At 46.4% G+C, this 19,137-nt stretch carries 13 protein-coding genes and 1 riboswitch; of the genes, 2 read left to right on the top strand and 11 right to left on the bottom strand.

Going from position 1 to position 19,137, the window contains the following annotated elements; translation table 11 throughout:
• Positions 1 to 76: 76 nt before the first annotated feature.
• The gene (locus ABVF09_RS07645; protein WP_026568727.1) at positions 77 to 868 is read right to left on the bottom strand and encodes an SDR family oxidoreductase; all 792 of its coding nucleotides are present in this window, start codon (positions 866 to 868) and stop codon (positions 77 to 79) included.
• Between the two features lie 168 nt (positions 869 to 1,036).
• Between ABVF09_RS07645 and ABVF09_RS07640 the strand changes: the two genes are divergently transcribed.
• Entirely contained in the window at positions 1,037 to 2,827 is a 1,791-nt protein-coding gene (locus ABVF09_RS07640) for a solute:sodium symporter family transporter (RefSeq protein ID WP_035426378.1), read from the top strand.
• A 601-nt stretch (positions 2,828 to 3,428) separates the two neighbouring features.
• Here ABVF09_RS07640 and ABVF09_RS07635 read toward each other — a convergent pair.
• From ABVF09_RS07635 to hmpA, 3 genes are all read right to left on the bottom strand, one after another.
• Positions 3,429 to 3,896, bottom strand: a complete 468-nt coding sequence (locus ABVF09_RS07635) for an NUDIX hydrolase (RefSeq protein WP_026568728.1) — start codon at positions 3,894 to 3,896, stop codon at positions 3,429 to 3,431.
• Positions 3,897 to 3,965: 69 nt separating this feature from the next.
• Positions 3,966 to 4,205: a ferredoxin family protein gene (locus ABVF09_RS07630; RefSeq protein ID WP_026568729.1), complete on the bottom strand. Its 240-nt coding sequence runs from the start codon at positions 4,203 to 4,205 to the stop codon at positions 3,966 to 3,968.
• A gap of 474 nt (positions 4,206 to 4,679) precedes the next feature.
• Positions 4,680 to 5,903 (bottom strand): NO-inducible flavohemoprotein, encoded by a 1,224-nt coding sequence (gene hmpA / locus ABVF09_RS07625; RefSeq protein WP_371068915.1) that lies wholly within the window; start codon positions 5,901 to 5,903, stop codon positions 4,680 to 4,682.
• A gap of 214 nt (positions 5,904 to 6,117) precedes the next feature.
• Here hmpA and ABVF09_RS07620 point away from each other — a divergent pair, with 214 nt between their 5' ends.
• Positions 6,118 to 6,561: an RrF2 family transcriptional regulator gene (locus ABVF09_RS07620; RefSeq protein ID WP_026568732.1), complete on the top strand. Its 444-nt coding sequence runs from the start codon at positions 6,118 to 6,120 to the stop codon at positions 6,559 to 6,561.
• A 135-nt stretch (positions 6,562 to 6,696) separates the two neighbouring features.
• Here the strand turns inward: ABVF09_RS07620 and ABVF09_RS07615 are convergent, their stop codons facing one another.
• From ABVF09_RS07615 to ABVF09_RS07585, 7 genes are all read right to left on the bottom strand, one after another.
• On the bottom strand, positions 6,697 to 8,292 hold the full coding sequence (locus tag ABVF09_RS07615; RefSeq protein WP_035426379.1) for a BCCT family transporter: 1,596 nt from the start codon (positions 8,290 to 8,292) through the stop codon (positions 6,697 to 6,699).
• 582 nt (positions 8,293 to 8,874) lie between these two features.
• Positions 8,875 to 9,840 (bottom strand): ATP-grasp domain-containing protein, encoded by a 966-nt coding sequence (locus ABVF09_RS07610; RefSeq protein ID WP_371068914.1) that lies wholly within the window; start codon positions 9,838 to 9,840, stop codon positions 8,875 to 8,877.
• Between the two features lie 33 nt (positions 9,841 to 9,873).
• Positions 9,874 to 10,923 carry an LLM class flavin-dependent oxidoreductase gene (locus ABVF09_RS07605; protein ID WP_026568735.1) on the bottom strand — a complete coding sequence of 350 codons (1,050 nt, stop codon included), beginning with the start codon at positions 10,921 to 10,923 and terminating at the stop codon, positions 9,874 to 9,876.
• 119 nt (positions 10,924 to 11,042) lie between these two features.
• A riboswitch (SAM riboswitch) is annotated at positions 11,043 to 11,150 on the bottom strand.
• 772 nt (positions 11,151 to 11,922) lie between these two features.
• Positions 11,923 to 14,244: an RNA polymerase recycling motor HelD gene (gene helD, locus ABVF09_RS07600; protein ID WP_026771959.1), complete on the bottom strand. Its 2,322-nt coding sequence runs from the start codon at positions 14,242 to 14,244 to the stop codon at positions 11,923 to 11,925.
• A 62-nt stretch (positions 14,245 to 14,306) separates the two neighbouring features.
• A complete protein-coding gene (locus ABVF09_RS07595) occupies positions 14,307 to 15,305 on the bottom strand; it encodes an LLM class flavin-dependent oxidoreductase (RefSeq protein WP_026771960.1) in 999 nt (332 codons plus the stop codon).
• Between the two features lie 142 nt (positions 15,306 to 15,447).
• Positions 15,448 to 17,277 (bottom strand): ABC transporter ATP-binding protein, encoded by a 1,830-nt coding sequence (locus ABVF09_RS07590; protein WP_371068913.1) that lies wholly within the window; start codon positions 17,275 to 17,277, stop codon positions 15,448 to 15,450.
• The gene (locus ABVF09_RS07585) at positions 17,258 to 18,997 is read right to left on the bottom strand and encodes an ABC transporter ATP-binding protein (protein WP_026568739.1); all 1,740 of its coding nucleotides are present in this window, start codon (positions 18,995 to 18,997) and stop codon (positions 17,258 to 17,260) included. Before ABVF09_RS07585 ends, ABVF09_RS07590 begins: the two co-directional genes overlap by 20 nt.
• Positions 18,998 to 19,137: the final 140 nt, after the last annotated feature.

Below are 19,137 nucleotides of genomic sequence, written 5' to 3'. Positions count from 1 at the left end.
TTAATATATATTATATCTCGAATTCAAGATAATTATAATGCAAGGAATGGCACCTGTCAATGAGCGGAGATTCCAACTATCGCAACAAGGATTCCGCTCCATCGATATACAACTCGGTCCCCGTGATATGGGAGGATTCATCAGAGGCAAGGAATCGGATCAAGTCAGCTACCTGCTCCGGTTTTCCCGCGCCATGCTCCAACGGCTGATTGCCTTCCGGGAATTCTACCGGAATTTTGACTTTTTCCAAGTTCTCTTGATCTGGATGGGTATTTTCCCCGATATTGGTTTCGATTGCTCCCGGACAAATGATATTGACCCGTATGCGATATTCCGCCAGCTCCAACGCCGCCATTTTTCCAAACGCCATTTGGCCCGCTTTGGAAGAACTGTAGGCAGACATTCCGATACCGGAAAATGTCCGGTTACCATTGATGGAACTGGTGATGACGATACTTCCGCCCTTATCTTTCATTGCCGGTATTGCATACTTGACGGTTAAAAAGGTGCTTTTTAGATTATTGGTCAACGTTTGGTCCCACTCGTCAACAGGCAAATCCTCAATCGGAGCCAAATGTCCATTGACGCCTGCGTTGGCAAAAACAAAATCCAAGTGTCCCCAAGTATCGAGTACCTTTTTGACACCTTGTTCTACCTGGATCGGTTGCGAAACATCTGCTTCGATAATGATTGCTTCTCCACCGGCATCGCCGATTGCCTGTTTCACCTCTGCAGCGTTTTCTTCCTTGATATCGACAAGCCCCACTTTGGCACCGGATTGAGCCAGCCGCAATGCAGAGGCACGGCCGATTCCCGAACCGGCACCTGTCACAATGGCTGTTTTCCCCTGCAAGCTTTTATTTTCCATTGAATAGCCTCCTTTTTTCGGTTGTGACCAATTACTTCCTATATATCCTTCCCCCTTCAACTTAAACACCACTCACCTTTCGTTTTGCTTAATTGTCTGGTTTGAAGGAAGTCAAAAAAGGGGAAGTTCACACCAAAACAAACTTACAAACAATGGGAGCGGGTTGCCATGAATCATACCAATCTGTGGTTTACACTATTATCGTGCATCTTTTTTATGGGGCTGGTAGCCTGGATTGCTTACCGGCAGACCAAAAATCAAGTCAACGACTCAGCCGGTTACTTCCTTGCCGGCCGCGGACTTTCCGGTGGATTTATAGCCGGCTCCTTGCTGCTGACCAATCTTTCCGCTGAACAGCTGGTCGGTTTGAACGGACAAGCCTATCGCGCCAACCTGTCCAATATGGCCTGGGAGGTCACCGCACCGATTGCAGTGGTCATTATGGCACTTTATTTACTGCCAAAATACTTAGGGGGATCTGTAACGACGCTCCCAGAATTTTTAAGCCGGCGTTTCGATAAGACGGTTCGACTATATATTGTTGTCTTATTTATGTTTGGATATGTATTCGTTACGATTCCTTCCATGTTGTATTCCGGTGCTTTAGCCGTACTCCGGTTGTTTAATATTCCGGATTTACTGGGAATTCCTTATGTACAGTCTGTCTGGCTGGTCGTATGGGTCGTCGGCCTGATCGGAGCAGCATATGCCATTTTCGGAGGGTTGAAAGCCGTTGCGGTTTCAGACACCTTAAATGGAATCGGCTTGTTGATAGTCGGAATCCTGGTTCCCGTCCTGGGCTTTTTCGCTTTAGGCGACGGGAACATGCTAAGTGGCATGAAGGAAATCACGGTGAACAATGCCGAAAAGTTGAACGCAATCGGCAGTCCGGACGACTCGGTTCCCTTTGGAAGCATTTTTACCGGGTTGATTATCGCAAACCTATTCTACTGGGCATCCAATCAGTATGTCATACAACGTACTTTGGGAGCCAAAAGCCTGAAAGAGGGACAAAAAGGGGTACTTTATTCAGGCTTCTACAAGCTGCTGGTGCCATTGTTCATGATGGTTCCAGGTATCATCGCGTTTCATCTGTACGGGGAAAATTTACGCAACGTCGACCTGGCCTATCCGACGCTTATTTCCAATGTACTGCCGACTTACTTATCAGGGTTTTTCCTGGCTGTCCTGTTAGGGGCTGTGCTTAGTTCTTATAATTCTTTGTTGAACAGTGCTGCGACCATGTTCGCATTTGATGTATACAAGCCACGGGCCAAAAAAGACGTCAGTGATGAAAAGTTGATCAAAATCAGTAAAATATTCGGAACAATCATTGCCTTTATTACATTTTTCATTTCCCCGCTACTCATGTATGCACCGAACGGGCTTTGGGATTTGATCCGGCAGTTTACAGGATTTTTCAATATTCCGATCGTGACCATTTTACTGGCAGCGGTTTTATCGAAATACACACCAGCGATTGCACCAAAAGTGGTCATCATCTTTCATGTGGTTGCTTACTACCTGATGATTTGGGGAACCGATCACTTATTTGGTTTCTCATTGGACATTAACTATATCCATGTTTATGGTATCCTGTTCGTCATCGAAGTCGGCATCATCCTGGCTTTCCGGTTTACCAAGCCGCGGAAAGAAGCGTATGTTTTCAAAAAGGATCCAAAAGTCAGCCTCGTGCCATGGAAGCATGCCTTACCCGTCACCATTTTACTGCTTGCACTGATGTGTGCAGTATATGTGGTGTTTTCACCTATCGGCCTCGCTTATCCAGATGCAGTCGTATCGGGAAGCTTCTGGTACACAATCGGAGCTCTAGCAGTCGTGACGGCTGCACTTTACTTCCTTGCACTGAGGAATTGGACGAAAAAATATGCTGCCTATTTGGATAAGGAGGAGGAACAAAAGCAGCCCTTTTCCACATCCCGGCAGGTTAACCAATAAGTGGAATATAGTAATGGAACCGGAAAAACTTCAGGACCAAAAGAAAGTGGCCGGGACAAAAGCTTGGCCACCAAAGCAAAAACCGAGTGAATGTTGAACTATCAATCAAATTCGCTCGGTTTTTAATGTTTGTGTTCCTTAGATAGACTTACGTGTCTGGGATTGCTGCGGCAAGATACGTTTTCGGGGTCCCATTTTTAAATAAATAGAAGCATATTCTTCTGGCTGTTAAGGTTTCTAAACAGGGACGAAGACAAAATCAGCACGGAAGGTTTTTAATTTAGAAATTGGAGCTTGAGAACCAACACCACATAAAAAAGAAGGACTCCTGTTTTCATACGGTTTAGCTTTCTTCATGTAACGGTATGAGAAAAAACAGAAATCAGCTAGGAGTGATCATTGCTCGTTTGCGAATAATTCCACGTGAACGAAGGAAAGGTACGCAGACTACAGGAACAGAACGAGCTGAGAAAGTGGAAGCTGCGCCTCCATCGAACGAGTTTGCAGTTGCATAGGAAGCACGCAACAAACAAGGGAAAAGTGAGCATACAAAATGATGGTAGCGTACTTTTGTCCTTGCCTTGTTTTCCAAAGGGTAAATTCAGTCAACGATCGGCCGCTGCTTACCGCTGGTATAATCGTCAATAATCGGAACATGGCTTTCGAATAATTGGTCAGGAAGTTCATCAAGTGGAAAAAACCTGGCATCTAACGACTCTTCATTTTCCCGAATTAACTCGCCGCTGTATTCTCTGCAAGTGAACCAAATCTGCACCATTGCGACCTGGTCGCCGTTGCCGAGCGTCTTTTCTTTCGTTTGTCCCGAATAGATGCTGAACAATTCCAATTCACCAAGACACAGGCCTGTTTCTTCAAAAGCTTCTCTTCTTGCCGTATCGGAAACCGTTTCCCCCATCTCCATATAGCCGCCGGGCAGCCCCCACGTTTCATTGTCGGAGCGTAAATGCAGCAACAGACGGTCCTGTTCATCAAATACGAAAACCCCCGCCACCACCATGATCACTTTTTCATGACCGACCATCGAACGCAAATAAGTTATGTAGTCCATAAAACCTCTCCTTTACACGTGCAAAAAGGCAGGCTCCTTCTTGGAAGAACCTGCCTTCAGGCGTGTATGTTATCGATTGGCAAAAAACGCTTCCGCTCTCTCGAGATCGACTTCCTGTTCCGGTGTCAGATCATACTCTTCTTCGATTGCATTCACCGGGCATACCGCTTTACAGGCGCCACAATCGATGCAAATATCCGGGTCGATAAAAAATTGATCCGGTCCTTCTTCTATACAATCAACCGGGCAGACAGTAAGACATTCTGCCGCTTTTTCGTCTTTACAAGGACTTGTGATAACAAAAGCCACCGCGATTCCTCCTTATTAAGCAGAAAGTAGATTAGTACTTCAATTATTATTTAATAACACTTGACCCATGGTTTGCAAGGATATGGATTGCTTTTCCTGTTATTAAGAGTCTGTCATCGTTGGTTTTATTGCTTTGTAAAGCTGTTTAGAAACCTATCAGTCAATAGAAGGAAACGGTTATATACGGAAATCAGAACACGATAACATAGCGAAGGCAAGATACGGAGACTCCTACGGAAACAGCACGAGTTGAAAATCCCGCAAGAAAACGGTTTGGTGCTTTCTGAGGAAGTGGAAGCCATACCCGAGGAAAGCGTAGTACGCCGTAGCGATAAGAAACCCATCGAACAACAGGATAAAAAGATCTAAGGAACTTACAAAACCAAAAAACAGGTTGAATGCTATTAGCATTCAACCTGTTTTGCTTGGCGGCCTTGCTTTTGTCCTGCCACCATGACTATACATTTGCTTTCGTTACGAAACAGTTTCCAAATTCATTGACGGTCCGAAAAATTCGAAATGGATGCGATTTTCAGGGACTTGCCATTCCAGCAGAAATTGGTTGATTGCCGACATAAATGGAACAGGGCCGCAGAAATAAAAATCAGCCTGATTGGTGCCAAGGACTTCTTTCAGCCATGACAATGTAACATAGCCTTCTTTGTCAAAGCTTCCGGCTGCTTTGTCTGCTTCCGTCGGATCGCTGTACACGACATAGCTGATGATATCTCCATTCGTTCTTGCCAGCTCCTTCACTTGTTCGTCCAGAGCATGTACCTTTCCATTTTGAGCGGCATGGATGAAGGTTACTTTACGTCCGGGCTGTTGATCCACAATTGTCCGTAGCATACTCATCATTGGCGTCAATCCAACCCCTCCGCTCAAGAGCACGACCGGTCTGTTACTATCCAGGTCGAGTGTGAAATCGCCAGCGGGTGCACTAACCTCCAGGGTGTCCCCTTCTTTCACATGACCATGAAGGTGGTTGGAGATTTTTCCGTCGGGATTGTTTTGTCCTTCTTCCCGTTTCACGCTGATCCGGTAATACGGTTTTCCCGGCGCATCGGAAAGACTGTATTGGCGGATTTGCGTGTACGGTTCCCCTTCGATTTTCACTTTCACAGAAAGATACTGGCCTGGTAAGTAGTCAGCCAGTTTGCCTCCATCTGCAGGAACAAGGTAGAAAGACGTAATTACATCACTTTCTTTCACCTTTTTGTCCACGATAAACGGACGGAAGTCTTTCCAGCCGCCCTCTTTCTCGGCTGCTTCCTGATACATTTCTTTCTCTACTTGAATGAATACATCGGCAATGACACCGTATGCCTCCCCCCAAGCCTCGATGATTTCATCTGTAGCCTGGTCTCCCAGCACTTCTTTTATAGCCAGTAATAAATTCTCTCCTACAATAGGATAATGCTCCGGCTTGATACCGAGACTGCGGTGCTTGTGTGCTATTTGTTTCACTGCCGGCAAAATCGTCTCAAGCTGGTCGATATGAGCAGCAGCAGCATAAACAGCATTGGCGAGCGCCTGTTGTTGTCTGCCTTTCTTTTGATTGGCATGGTTGAAAATATTCAATAGTTCCGGGTGGTTTTCAAATAAACGTTCATAGAATCTGGTTGTGATGGTCGTGCCGTGTTTTTCTAAAACTGGCACTGTAGATTTTACAATATCAATCGTTTTTTGACTTAACATAGGATTACCTCCAGCTAAAGATGTATTACGTATACATCTTTTCACTATTCGATATTTAAAGCAATATTATAAATACATGTTTTTGAATTTTGCCACATTCCTTTCACAAAACGTTCAAAATACCGGTAAAGCAGGCAAAGGAAAAACGGCCTGTTCTCTCCATCTAAAAAAATATGATACACTTAACACATAATCAGAAAAGAGGAAGATTACTATGAAATTGACACGTTTTACTGATTATTCGTTGCGAGTACTCATGTTTTTGGCCACCCGTCCGGAAGGTCAGCTGGTCCAAATCAAAACGATTTCAGCTGTTTATAATATTTCGCACAACCATTTGATGAAGGTCATTTATGAACTTGGTAAATTAGGATATATAGAAACGGTCAGGGGACGTAATGGAGGTCTGCGTCTTGCAAAAGACCCGCATGCCATTTCAATAGGAGAAGTAGTGCGTCAAACAGAGGAAGATTTCTTTGTCGTCGAATGTTTTGATCCCTCTAAGAAGGATACTTGCCTTATCAGCGATGCCTGTCGTTTGCAGGGGGTCCTCGGAAAAGCGCTGCATGCATTCCTGGAAACACTTGACCAATACTCTCTCGGCGATTTGATCATCAACAAAGATCAACTGCAAGCTCTGATGGAAGAAGTTACGTAGAGAAAGCCCCGGAAAACGTGAACGCACGATTTCCGGGGCTTTTCCTATAGAATATTCACCTTCCTACATCTCAGTACCATGTGGTTTCACAAAAAAATAACCGCCTTTTATAAAGGCGGTCCATAAATAAACAGATTAATCTTCGACTAAATCCTTTTCAGCCGTCCCTTCTTTCCGGACAGGCTGACTAGCTTTCGAGGGAAAGATTTGCTGTTCTTTCCCTAAAATACGCGCCACTCTGATGGCATCCCACAATGTCGGCAGCATCAGCAGTGACACCGGCACGGCCGTCACGACAATTGAGTTCTGAATGGCAGTAATACTCCCCGGATCGATCGCTAATAAAATAATCGACAGTACCCCGAAAAGCAGCACCCAGAATACGCGAATCCATTTTTGCGGGTGATCGTTACCGGTCAATGTGACCGCAACAGTATAGGAAATCGAATCGACTGTCGTTGCCACAAACACGAGCGTGACAATCAAGAAGCCGATGGCCAACAGCAATCCCAGCGGCATCTGATCCATGATGGCCATCACTGCTGCAGGCATGCCACCCGCGTTCAATGGCTCGGAAATGACTCCCGGATTGGTTAACTCGGCATCGATTCCGCTGCCACCGACAACGGTGAACCAGAAATTACTGATCAACGGCGCTACAATAGCGACGGCGATGATCAATTCTCTAATGGTTCTACCCCGGGAAATTCTGCTGATAAAGATGGCCATCATCGGGCCGTATCCCAGAAACCAGCCCCAGAAAAACACTGTCCAGGCACCAAGCCAGGCTTGATCTCCCTGGTATGTCGACATTGTCAGCATGTTTTGCAAATGGAAACCTTCTGCCGAAATAAACTTGTTGATAATAAACATCGTGGGACCGACAACCAGCATGAAAGCTGCCAGTACAACAGTCAAACTGACATTCATCCGGCTGAGGAACTGAATACCGCGGTCCACACCCGTTGCAACAGAAATCGCTGCTATCACGACGAGAACGGCGATAACAATGATATTCGTCACCAAGTTATTCGGCACCCCGAACAAGGAATGCAGACCATAAGTCAATTGCATGCCGAGAAAACCGATTGGTCCCATGGTGCCGGCTGCAACTGCCACAATCGAAACAATGTCGGCTATCGTGCCGACTACACTCTTTTGAAAGATTTTTTCACCAAACAGCGGGTAAAGCATCGCCCTAGGTTTCAGCGGATAGCCTTTATGATAGTGAGCATACATGAGAACGATGGTTGCCAGTGTTCCCAAAATCGCCCAAGCCATAAAGCCCCAATGCATGAAACTTTGTGCTAACGCAGGGTCGACACCTGCCATGGTCGAGGAGTTGTCTTCAAACAACGGGGGATTCGTGATAAAGTGATACATCGGTTCAGAAGCCGCCCAAAACACACCGCCGCTGGCCATCAGGGTGCATAAAATCATGGCGATCCAGCGGAAATAACTGTTTTCCGGCTTCGCTTTATTACCTAACCTTACCTTTCCATACTTGGAAACAGCCAAGCCTAAGCCAATAAGCAAATTTGCCAACAGCAGCAGCTGCCAGTAAGAACCAAAATATTTGGCAGAAACGTTGAAGGATGCTGTGATCCAGCCTCCTACCATATCTAAATCCATTAGTGATAAAAGGACAAATAAAAGCAGCAGTCCTCCACTTACGATAAAAACAGGATTATCCGTCTTGTTATTCAAACTTGTTTTTTTATCTTGTCGCACTTTTTTCCTCCTGAAAGTTAAGGAGCAAGTGCCTACAATAACGCTTCCCTCTCTCTATCTGTCATCATTGCAGACCATTGGATGGGAAATTATTCTGCTATAAAATTTATGATCATACCATTTAAAAATCGAATAATTTTCAAGTCCGAAAACCATCGGCTTGCTCTCTGAATTTTTTACTGTGTCTGAAGTGTCATTTTCATTCGATTTTTACTGCTAAAGGAAAACGGTCCACGTCCTTTCTTATTTTGCCAAAGATAATAAATATTATAGGGTTTCTTTCAAACATTCGTCAAATATTATAAACAGAACAAAGAAAAGCGCAAGCGCTTGTCTAAAGGAAACCTGACTAAAGGCTGGTTCCTGCCATTATTGTTCCACTGGCATTTCGTTGATTCTTTCACAGACAATTAAAAAGGGCTATCCGACAAACTCGGTATAACCCCTTGGATTGAAGAGAACCCTCGATTTCTTTCCGGTCAGAACGAAGAACAGGCCGAAGAAAGACCGCCCGACTCTTTCCGCGAAACAGAAGATATGTTTTAGTAAATTGCAGATCCTTTTTGAGAATGCAATATGCCATTAAATAGATATAGTGTTTTCCTGTTTCACCGCTTCCAGTTCCCGCTTCAAAAAACTTGCCATTTCCAGCATGCCATACTGGCCGGCTTTTGCTTCCGCTTCAGAATTATAATTGGTGTTTGTATTGACGTCGTAAGTGAAAAGCTCCCCATCTTGGTTGAAAATGAACTCAATACCAGCTACGCGTATACCATTATCCGCCAGGAAATGTTCATACCTTTCGATAATCGGCTGGTTGAAATTTTCTACAATGCGGAACTTTGTCTGATCCTCCGGTTGTTCTCCTGCCGGGCAGAACAAGTCGTCGATCGTACAGGCATCTGCAGGACATAACTCGAAGCCTTCAGACGTATCGACCTGGACAGCGTATAGAAACTTGCCGTCTATGAATTCACAGCGGGTAATATAAGGCTCGGGGGCTTGTATATATTCCTGAACCAGGGTGATGCCGTCGACCGGCTCGTCAAAATCGGGGCCATTCAAGTACTCCTTCAAACCGTCGATGGTATGAAACAACTGCACTCCCAACCCCTTACCAGCCCTGTTGTGTTTCGTGATGAAGGAGTCTGCATGGAGTTTGAGTTTTTCTGCCGCTTCCACAATCTGCTCCTTGCCGACGGCTGCCAGCGTTTTCGGAGTACGAATTCCAGCTTCATTCAATGCCATATACTGATTGACCTTGCTCAATTCCAGCCGGAGGGTACTGCTGCCATTGATCACCGTGCGCCCGTGTCGCTCCAGCCACGCTAAAACCGCCTCCGTCAATTCAGGGGCATACCGATGATCTCTTGTATGGGAGGAGGCACTGATCCGGCTATAAAAGATTCCTTCTGGTGGTTCTTCTGTCAAATCGACCATCCCCTGGTCCAAAAACCATTCTTCATAAGGGACATCAAGCTCCTCCAATCGTTTCGTCAGGTGCTCGGTCCATTCACTATTTTCATGGATGACATATACTTTGCTCATTCTGCCGTCTCCTCTCCTTGGTATGGTTTCAAGTTATTTCAATAACTGACGTCGTTTTTCTTCCACAAGCGGCATGACTTGCTGCGAGAAACGCTCCATTTCTTCCAGCTGGGGCGAAAACTGCAGCAATAATAAGTCCAATCCCGCTTCTTCGTATGCCGCGATCCTTTCCGCAATTTGGTCCGGTGTCCCGATTAAATTTGGACGCAAGCCCCGGTTCGAGACCGAATAATCATTAAGTTCAACTTGTTGCTCCAACTGCGATTTGCTGACAAAGTCTTGATAGCCGGCGTATCCCGCGCTATCTTTCACGTCAGTTATTCGTTTCCATTCTTCCAATGCTTCTTCCTCGGTATCCCGGCAAATCACGTAGGCCGCCATGCCAAACGATTGGAATTCTGGCTGACTGGCTTCTTCCCGCCTTACCTTCATTTCCGCTATCTTGCTGGCAATCTCATCGACCGTGCCTCCGTGCATGACATAGGCGTCACAGGAATCGACAATTGCCTGTTTGCCACGATCGCTTTCCCCTCCCGCATATAGGGTCGGGAAAGGTTTTTGTACCGGCTTAGGAGCAAGTTTGGCATTGTTCACTTCATAATAATTGCCATGGTAAGAAAACGTTTCTTCCTGCCACATCCCTTTCAACACTTCCAGGAACTCCTCTGTCCGGTCATACCGTTCATCGTGGGCGGTAAATGCTCCACCATATTGTTTCGCTTCTTCTTCCCACCATGCCGAGACGACATTCAGTGTAAACCTGCCGTTACTGATATGGTCAATGTTAGCAGCCATTTTTGCTGCTACAGCAGGATTGTGGAACCCGGGACGGACTGCTGTCATGATTTCGATTTTCTCTGTCACTGCTGCCAGTCCGGCCGCTGTCGACCATGCTTCCAGAGAATCTGCATCGATTCCTTTTATGTCGTTCAAATATAACTCAGCAATCAACGTGGTATCATAGCCCCATTTCTCTGCTGACTGGATCACTTGTTTTGCATAATCAAAGGTTGGAGGCATCAGTTCATCCTCTACATTTCGCAACCATCCGCCGAAAATCGGCAGCCAAAATCCGTACTTCATGTTATCTCTCCCCTGCCTGAATGCTGACAAATTTTGTTTCCGAATAAGATCTTATTTGAAACCAGGCGTTATAAAAAAGCCTTCTCCCAGAGAGGAAGAAGGCTTATTCGTCATTCAGCTTCTTATCTCTCAGAGTACATTCACTCTGTAGGAATTGGCACCTTCCTGAAATTCCAGTGGGTTGCCGGGCTTCATCGGGCCTGTCCCTCCGCCTCTCTTCATAAGAATCGTTATTCGGTTGAAGTAATCTTATCAAATAACTCGGGTTAATTGCAACTGGTTGATTTCCACAATTCCATTGATTTTGTTTTTCATAAAACCTATAAACTGTGAATTAACTTGAGTGAGTCCCCCTGACATCCGGCCTTTATTTAGGTTGGAGAACAGCGCTGAGGAAATACCCTGCGCTTTCCGCGGGCGGCTGGTGAGCTTCCTCGAGCTAACGCTCTGCGGGATCTCTCCGAGGCCTTTGCTCCCGCAGGAGTCTCCGGGTATTTCCTCAGCTAAGAATAGCTTCCTGTTTTTAAGCGAGTATACTAGATATATTTTTCTTCATTCAATAGCATGAAACATCTTATCAAAAGACATTTCTAGGAAAACAAGCAGAAAGCCGAGAGAAGGGGAAAAGACGAAACCCAAACTGTTTTTTATGAAAAGACACACATATCCTGACAAGCGTTTTATTAAGAGGCTTAATGTTTGCGATAATCAGCAAACTTCTTAGCGAAGGTAGCATACGAAGACTCCAGCGGGAACAGCGCGAGCTGAAGATCCACTTGGTAAAGCGGTTTTCTTTACCAAGTTAGCTGAAGCCGTGCCCGCGGAAAGCGAAGTATGCTACCGAAGCGTTAGTTACACGCTTTTTGCATAGGCAATGGAGCTCCCCATTAAAGTTACTGCATAGTTTCTATCAACTCTCGAGACGAAACAATAAAGTCTGCGATTCTTGTTTTGGCTGCATGCGCCCAATTCGGACGGAAATTGCTAGATGTCTCTTGCCTATGCCCTGTCATACAAATCTTCCGGCAGTTGTTGCAAAAAAGCGGACATTGGACCGATCGAGAACACAGCCAGTTCATGCATCGCCCTCGTACAGGCTGTGTAAAGCAAATTCCGCTCCAGTTCCCGAGAATATTGAGAAGCCGAAGCATTATAGATAATCGCCGCATCGAACTCGATTCCTTTTGCCAGATATGCCGGAAGCACAAGCAGCCCTTTTTGGAAGGTGTGCGTTTCTTCATCCATCAGCTTTGCTTCCGTTTCTTCGCGCAATAATTGATACGCCTCCCGGCTCTCCTCCATCGTTTTGCAAATAATGGCGATTGTTTGGTGATTTGCAGCGGTATAGCCCTTTATTGTCTGCAATATTTGCTGTTTTAGTTTATGTTGATCAGACACCTGGATAATCAATGGCTTTGAACCTTCCCGGTTGAAAGGCTCAATGACATCGCCGCCTGGCATAAAGGCTTTGGTAAACTCCACAATTTGCCTGGTTGAACGATAACTTCTCGTCAGGGTGATCCGTTCGTGCTTTGCTTCCAATCGAGAAGAAAGCAGGGTTTCTTCCGTGGAGGCATGCGCATAAATCGCCTGGTTGTAATCTCCTAGAAGCGTCATCCTGCTAAGAGGGAAAACCTCTTGGAAATAAGCAAACTGGAACGGGGAGTAATCCTGGGCTTCGTCGATGAATAAATGCCTGATAGACCGATTCACCTGAAAGCCGACCAGTCGATTGTAAAAGTATAAGTATGGAGCAGCTTCTTCCCAGGTCAATTTTCTTTTCTCCAGTAACTCCAGCGATTGCCGGCAAATTTCCGGCCAATTATCCGGAAGCTTTACGCCATCGACTCCTGTCTCAGCATCAAAAAGCTTTTGAAAAGTTTTTTCCGCATGAAAGAAGCGGCGACGCTTTATCTTTTGGCGCAACGGCTGGAAGTTATCGTCAATCACCTTTTGACGAAGCAATTCCTCTTCCCGTACAAAGTCATAATAAGGGTCATCGGAGGATGCATCCTCTTCCTGCAACTGCTGGTACACCGAAAGAAAGTCTTCTTTTTCCAAAAGCTGCCCTTCTTCCAACACCCAGTCCTCCTGCAGCTGCCCCTTTGCAAACTTGTCCACTTGTTTCAAAAGCCATTTGGCAGTCGCTTCCATCCTGTTCGGGAGACTCATCGCCGGATCAAGCCTGTAAAAGTAATCAGTTATGGAATATTTATCTACAATCACCGCGCCACGGAAGGTAACGTTCCTGAATTCGATTCCACCAGCATGCAATCCTTCAATAAACTGATCCACCAACCGTTTATACTGGGCTCCCGCTTTGAACGTCATCGCGGAAATCCGGGTATGATAATCGGCTTCCTGATTTGCGGCCAGGTAATATTCCACTTGGGCAAATGGCGTTTCAATGTCAAAACGACTGCCAAGACGCTGTTCCAAATATTCATGAAAGGTCGTCTGCTGCATATTTTCTTCGCCCAGTTCAGGTAAAACCGTGGATACATAACTATTGAACAACGGATTTGGAGAGAACAACACCATATTATCCGATGTTAAAACTTCCCGATAGCGATAGAGTAAATACGCGACACGTTGTAAGGCAGCCGATGTTTTGCCGCTTCCGGCAACCCCTTGGACAATCAGCAAATCGTTTTTCTCATTGCGGATGATTCGGTTTTGTTCTTTTTGGATGGTGGCAACGATGCTCTTCATCTGTGTGCTGGCATTGTTGCCGAGCACAGATTGCAATAAATGATCACCGATGGTCAATCCAGTATCAAACATCCCCTTTAACTGACTGTTCCGGATAATATATTGTCTTTTCAGCTTCATTTCGCCATTGATCGTTTCTTCCGTCGTTTGGTATGCCGCAGGTCCGGGCGGATAGTCATAATAGAGACTCGAAATCGGGGCGCGCCAGTCATAGACAAGAAACTCGTCTTCCTGTTCATCCATCAATGAAGCAATGCCCAAGTAAATTTGGTCTGCGTCCTGTTCCCCGTCTTCCAGAAAATCGATCCTTCCAAAATAAGGGGATTCCTTTAATCTGGCGAGTGTTTTCAACTGCTCACTCAATTGACCATGGCTTCTTTCCCGCTCCGATAGCAGCTCGGCCTGCTGTTTCAGGCTCGCCTGCGTTTCGATTACGTCATCCGGCTCATCCAGGTTGACGGTAACGTCTTCCCAAAAGTTTTTGCGGAGGTCCAAAACCCGGTCTTTGATTCCGCCTTTTCTTTCCTGCAACTTTTCAGCAGTTGCATCAATGATATCCAATACTTCATTCAATCGTTCTCTTTCTTGCTTCCAGTCTTTTTCGTCCAAGCCGCCACCCTCCTATCGGCATTGATCATCATATTGTTATGTAATCGCTCCTGACTTGAAGCCTAGGAAAAGGCTTTGGCCAGTAGCTCATACCCTTTTTGTTTATCGGCAAAATAGTAGTTCATCGATGCCAGCATGAACTCCTCTGTTCCGTATTCCTCACTTAACTGCAACAGTTGGCTGCGAACCGTTTCCGGCGAGCCTACCAGCATCCGCCTTCGGTTCTCCCGGACTAGCTGTATCTCATAAGGTGCAAATTGGTAACCCGCTGCTTCTTCCGGAGGAAGGATGCCTTCGCCGGTCTCTCCTCTGGCCATTTTCAACATTTGCACGTCCATGCTTTTAGCCTGCCACTCTGCTTTTTCATCTGTTTCTGCACATACCAGGAAAAATGCGGCTAATGCTTGCGGCTCTCTCTGCAATATCGATGGCTTATATCGTCGTTGATAACTTTTTACAACCGAACCACCATGCTGTCCACTGATAAATTGAGCGAAAGCATAGGAAATCCCCTGACCCGACGCCAAGCCCGCACTGCCCCCGCTCGAGCCAAGCAGCCATAATTGCGGCGCAGTATCGATATCCGGCATTGCTTTCAATCCTCGAAAGCGGTGGGTTTCATCAGATGATCCCGATAAATAATGGACAAGGTCTTCGATTTGCTGGGGATAGCTGTCTCCTCCCCCTGGCCCCTTACCTTCCTGCAAGGCTGCCGTGGCCAGAGGGATTCCCCCGGGTGCCCGTCCGACCCCGAGGTCGATTCTCCCAGGGTGCAATGCTTCAAGCAATCGAAAGTTTTCCGCAACTTTATATGCGCTGTAATGGGGCAGCATCACACCGCCGGAACCGACACGGATGGAAGACGTGTGTGCTGCGATATGGGGAAGGAACACCTCTGGACTGGAATGGGCCAGCGTTTCCAAATGATGTTCCGATATCCAAAAGCGGTGGTAACCGAGCTCTTCGGCCAGCTGGGCAAGTTTCACCGTGTTCTGCAATGCTTCCCTGGCTGATCCGCCTCGTGGAATCGGTGATTGATCCAATACACTTAGACGTACCATGGTAACTCCTCCTAAATAGAGAGTGCCTCTGCAAGCACTTCCTGGCAGCGTCTCTATCTCGATTTATTTATAATGCTTGATTATTCACTATTTTAATATGGTACATCCATAAATATGTATTTTCCAATTTCTTGCACACACGTTATCCATTTTTCTGTGTTCTGCTGGACTGAACCAGCGATGCATAATGACCGTTCTGCTTTATCAGCTCTTGGTGCGTTCCCTGTTCGGTGATTTGACCAGACTGAATCACTGCGATGATGTCAGCATTTTTCACCGTGTTAAGCCGGTGGGCAATCACAAAACTCGTTTTTCCTTTCATCAGCTGCTGGAAAGCATCATTGATTTTCATTTCCGTAATTGTATCGACACTGCTCGTCGCTTCATCCAAAATCAACAACGCAGGATCGGCAAGCATCACTCTGGCGATGGACAGCAATTGGCGCTGGCCATGACTGATGCCGGAACCATCGGCTTTCAGGACGGTATCATACCCCTTCGGAAGCTTACGGATAAATCCATCAGCATTGGCAGCTTTTGCGGCTTGCACGACCTCTTCATCCGTTGCCTTCAATCTGCCATAACGGATGTTTTCTCTGATAGTGGTTTCAAACAAAATAGAATCCTGCAGGACAATACCCATGTTACGGCGCAGACTTGCCCTCATTAACTTGGAAGCATCCCGTCCATCCAATAAAATCCTGCCACCATCCGGTTGATAGAACTGGGCGAGCAACGAAATCAAAGTCGTTTTGCCTGCTCCTGTTGGTCCCACTAGCGCTACCGTCTGCCCGGGGGCCACCCGAAGGTTGATATTCGAGAGAGTCCTCTCTCCTTCCTGATAAGCAAAATCCACGGATCGGAATTCAACCGCACCATGTAACCTGTCAACAGGTTTTGCTTGCGGACCGTCCTTTTCCGGTTCTTCATCCATGATTTCGAATACCCTTTCTGCCCCTGCCACTGCAGATAGGACCACATTGTACTGATTGGCCAGGTCATTTAGCGGACGAGTGAACTGTCTTGCATACGTAGTAAAGGTTACAATGATACCGATGGAAACCAAGCCATTCACAGCAAGAATGGCACCGAAACCGACAATGATGGTGAAACTGAGATTGTTCAGAGAGTTCATCAATTTGGGAATGAAACCCGAGTATGTCTGTGCCCAATACCCTGAATCCCGGAGTCGTTCATTCTTTTCATGGAACGCTGCTGTCACCCGTTCCTCTTGGGAGAACGCTTTGATGATATGATGTCCGGACAAGGTTTCTTCCACATAACCGTTTACATCCCCCAAATCTCTTTGCTGCGCTTTAAAGTATCGCCCTGTCCTGTTAGTAATCCACCTCATCCCCCAATACATCAACGGTACGATTGTAAGGGTCAACAACGTCAACAGCGGGCTCAACCAAAGCATGATCGTAACAGTTCCACCAAGCGTCAGCACGCTCGTTGCCAGCTGAATCACGGAGGAATTCAACGTCCTGCTTACATTTTCCATGTCATTTGTCAGACGGCTCATTACTTCTCCGCTCTGTCGCTTTTGGAAAAAAGGTAACGGCAAAAGCAGTATATGACTGAATAGGTCGTTTCGCATTGTCTGTACGGTTTCCTGGGCAATCGTGATCATCCAATAATTTTGCATCCAGACTGCACCGGACTGGGCAATAAAAATCACGCCGAGCAGGATGAGCATCACGGTCAGTTGGTTGGTTTGGAAATCGGCGACCATGTGATCCACCGTTACACCAAGCAGATAGGGACCGAGCAGTGAAAGGGCAGAACTGACAACTACCATGATGAGGACAAGATAAAACAGCTTTTTTTTAGCATACATATAACGCCATATCCGTTGGAGCGTCTGCCTCATGTTTTTTATGTTCGGCTTTTGCCTCGGAGCTCCATGGTTGTGTCTGGAGGGTATTCTGGCAGGCTGCTTTCCGGATACATTACGATTCGTTCCCTGCATGCTCGAACACCCCCGCTTCTGATTGAGATTGATAGATCATACGGTAATAAGCACTTTGTTCGATAAGCTGGCGATGTGGACCGCTTGCCTCCAGCTCTCCATGTTTCAACAGCAATATTTTCTCGGCATTCTTAACGGAACTGATTTTGGAAGCGATAATAAAAACCGTACAGGACCGCCGACGAAGTGCCTGCAAAACCCGGGCCTCCGTATTGGCGTCCAATGCGCTCGTACTGTCATCCAGAATCAGGATTTTCGGTTCGCGGATCAATGCCCGGGCAAGGGAAAGGCGTTGTTTCTGTCCGCCCGAAAGATTGATCCCCCGCTGGCCGATAACCGTATCATACCCTCGCGGCAGACTCATGATGTAGTCATGGATGCTGGCATCTACCGCCGCCTGGATGATCTCCTTCTCTGACGCCTCTTCGTTACCCCATAGAAGATTCTCTTTGATAGTTCCGGAAAACAAGTGGGCCTGTTGCGGAACCATGCCGATTTGCCGACGTAGTTGCTGCATTTCAAATGATTCGATCGGCTTCCCGTCTAAAAAAATACCTCCACGGGTCACCGGAAACAGGCTCGGAATCAGTTGTGCCAAGGTCGATTTTCCAGAGCCGGTTTCCCCGATGACCCCCACCATTTCGCCTGCATCGGCTGAAAAAGATACACCTTGTAGTGCCGGCTGCTTTGCTTCTGGATAACAGAAAGAGACATTCTCAAAGGCGATTTGACCCGACATTCGTTGTTCCCCCTGGTCACTTTTATCCAATTGTTCTTCAGGGGGTTCCAGCAGCACTTCGGTTATGCGTGCAGCAGAAGCCTTCCCCCGGGAAAAATTCATCAGTAAAAAAGAAAAAACGCCGAATGAACCAAGGATTCGCGTTGCATAATTCAAGATAGCGACAACTTCGCCAGGTTGGGCATCCCCTGTTTCCAGTTGAATGGACCCTAACCATAGAATCGTTATGATTCCGGCATTCATCCCCAGCATGACGATCGGCATTACTGTCTCCATTAACTGCAGTGCCCGTTTATTTGTCTCCATCAGGGATTGATTTACCTTCCGGAATCTGTCCGTCTCGAATGAATTCCGCAAAAAAGCCTTTACAAGCCGGATACCGAGCAGGTTTTCCTGAATAATGGAATTCAGTCGATCAATCTTAGCCTGGACAGAACCAAACAGCTTGACCCCCTTTGTCATCAGAAAAAGCATGACGAGCAGTAAAAAAGGCACGAATGCTGCCAAAATAAGCGCCAATTGGACATTTACGGTAAAAGCCATGATAACCCCGCCTATGATGAACAAAGGGGCTCGCAGCATAATTCGCATTGCCATAAAAATCAACGACTGAATTTGTGTAACGTCAGTAGTCAATCTCGTAATCAAGGAGGACGCCGCAAACCGTTGAATTTGCGTAACGGAAAACCGCTGAATCCGTTCGTACACATCTTTTCGCAAATCATATGCAGTTCCCTGGCTGACTTTTGAAGCAAAAAAAGAATTCAAAATGCCGGAAGCAAAGGCCAGCACCGACGTACCGAGCAGAACCGCTCCCCAAAAGCCAATCCTTCCCATATCGCGCTGCACTACCCCTGTATCGATAATCGATGCCATTATAACCGGCTGAATCAATTCGACGACTAACTCGACTGCCATCAAAAGCAAAGCCAAGACAGCAGCTGCTTTATATTTGGCTACGTATGTAACGATTTCCTTCATCCCTATTTCCCCCGTAATGTGCCGTTAGCAAAGAATGCTACTAACTATTATACGTCATTGATAAGAAGGTATGGCAGTTGAGGATTCATTTTTCGAGGTTCCATTTCCGCCACTCGAGGAAAAGCACATTGCAAATCCCT

Origin of the sequence: Sediminibacillus sp. JSM 1682029, from assembly GCF_041366435.1 — a bacterium.
GTDB classification, from domain to species: Bacteria; Bacillota; Bacilli; order Bacillales; family Amphibacillaceae; genus Sediminibacillus; species Sediminibacillus terrae.
Note: the sequence above shows the minus strand (reverse complement) of the source record. Positions and strands in the feature narration are given on the sequence as shown.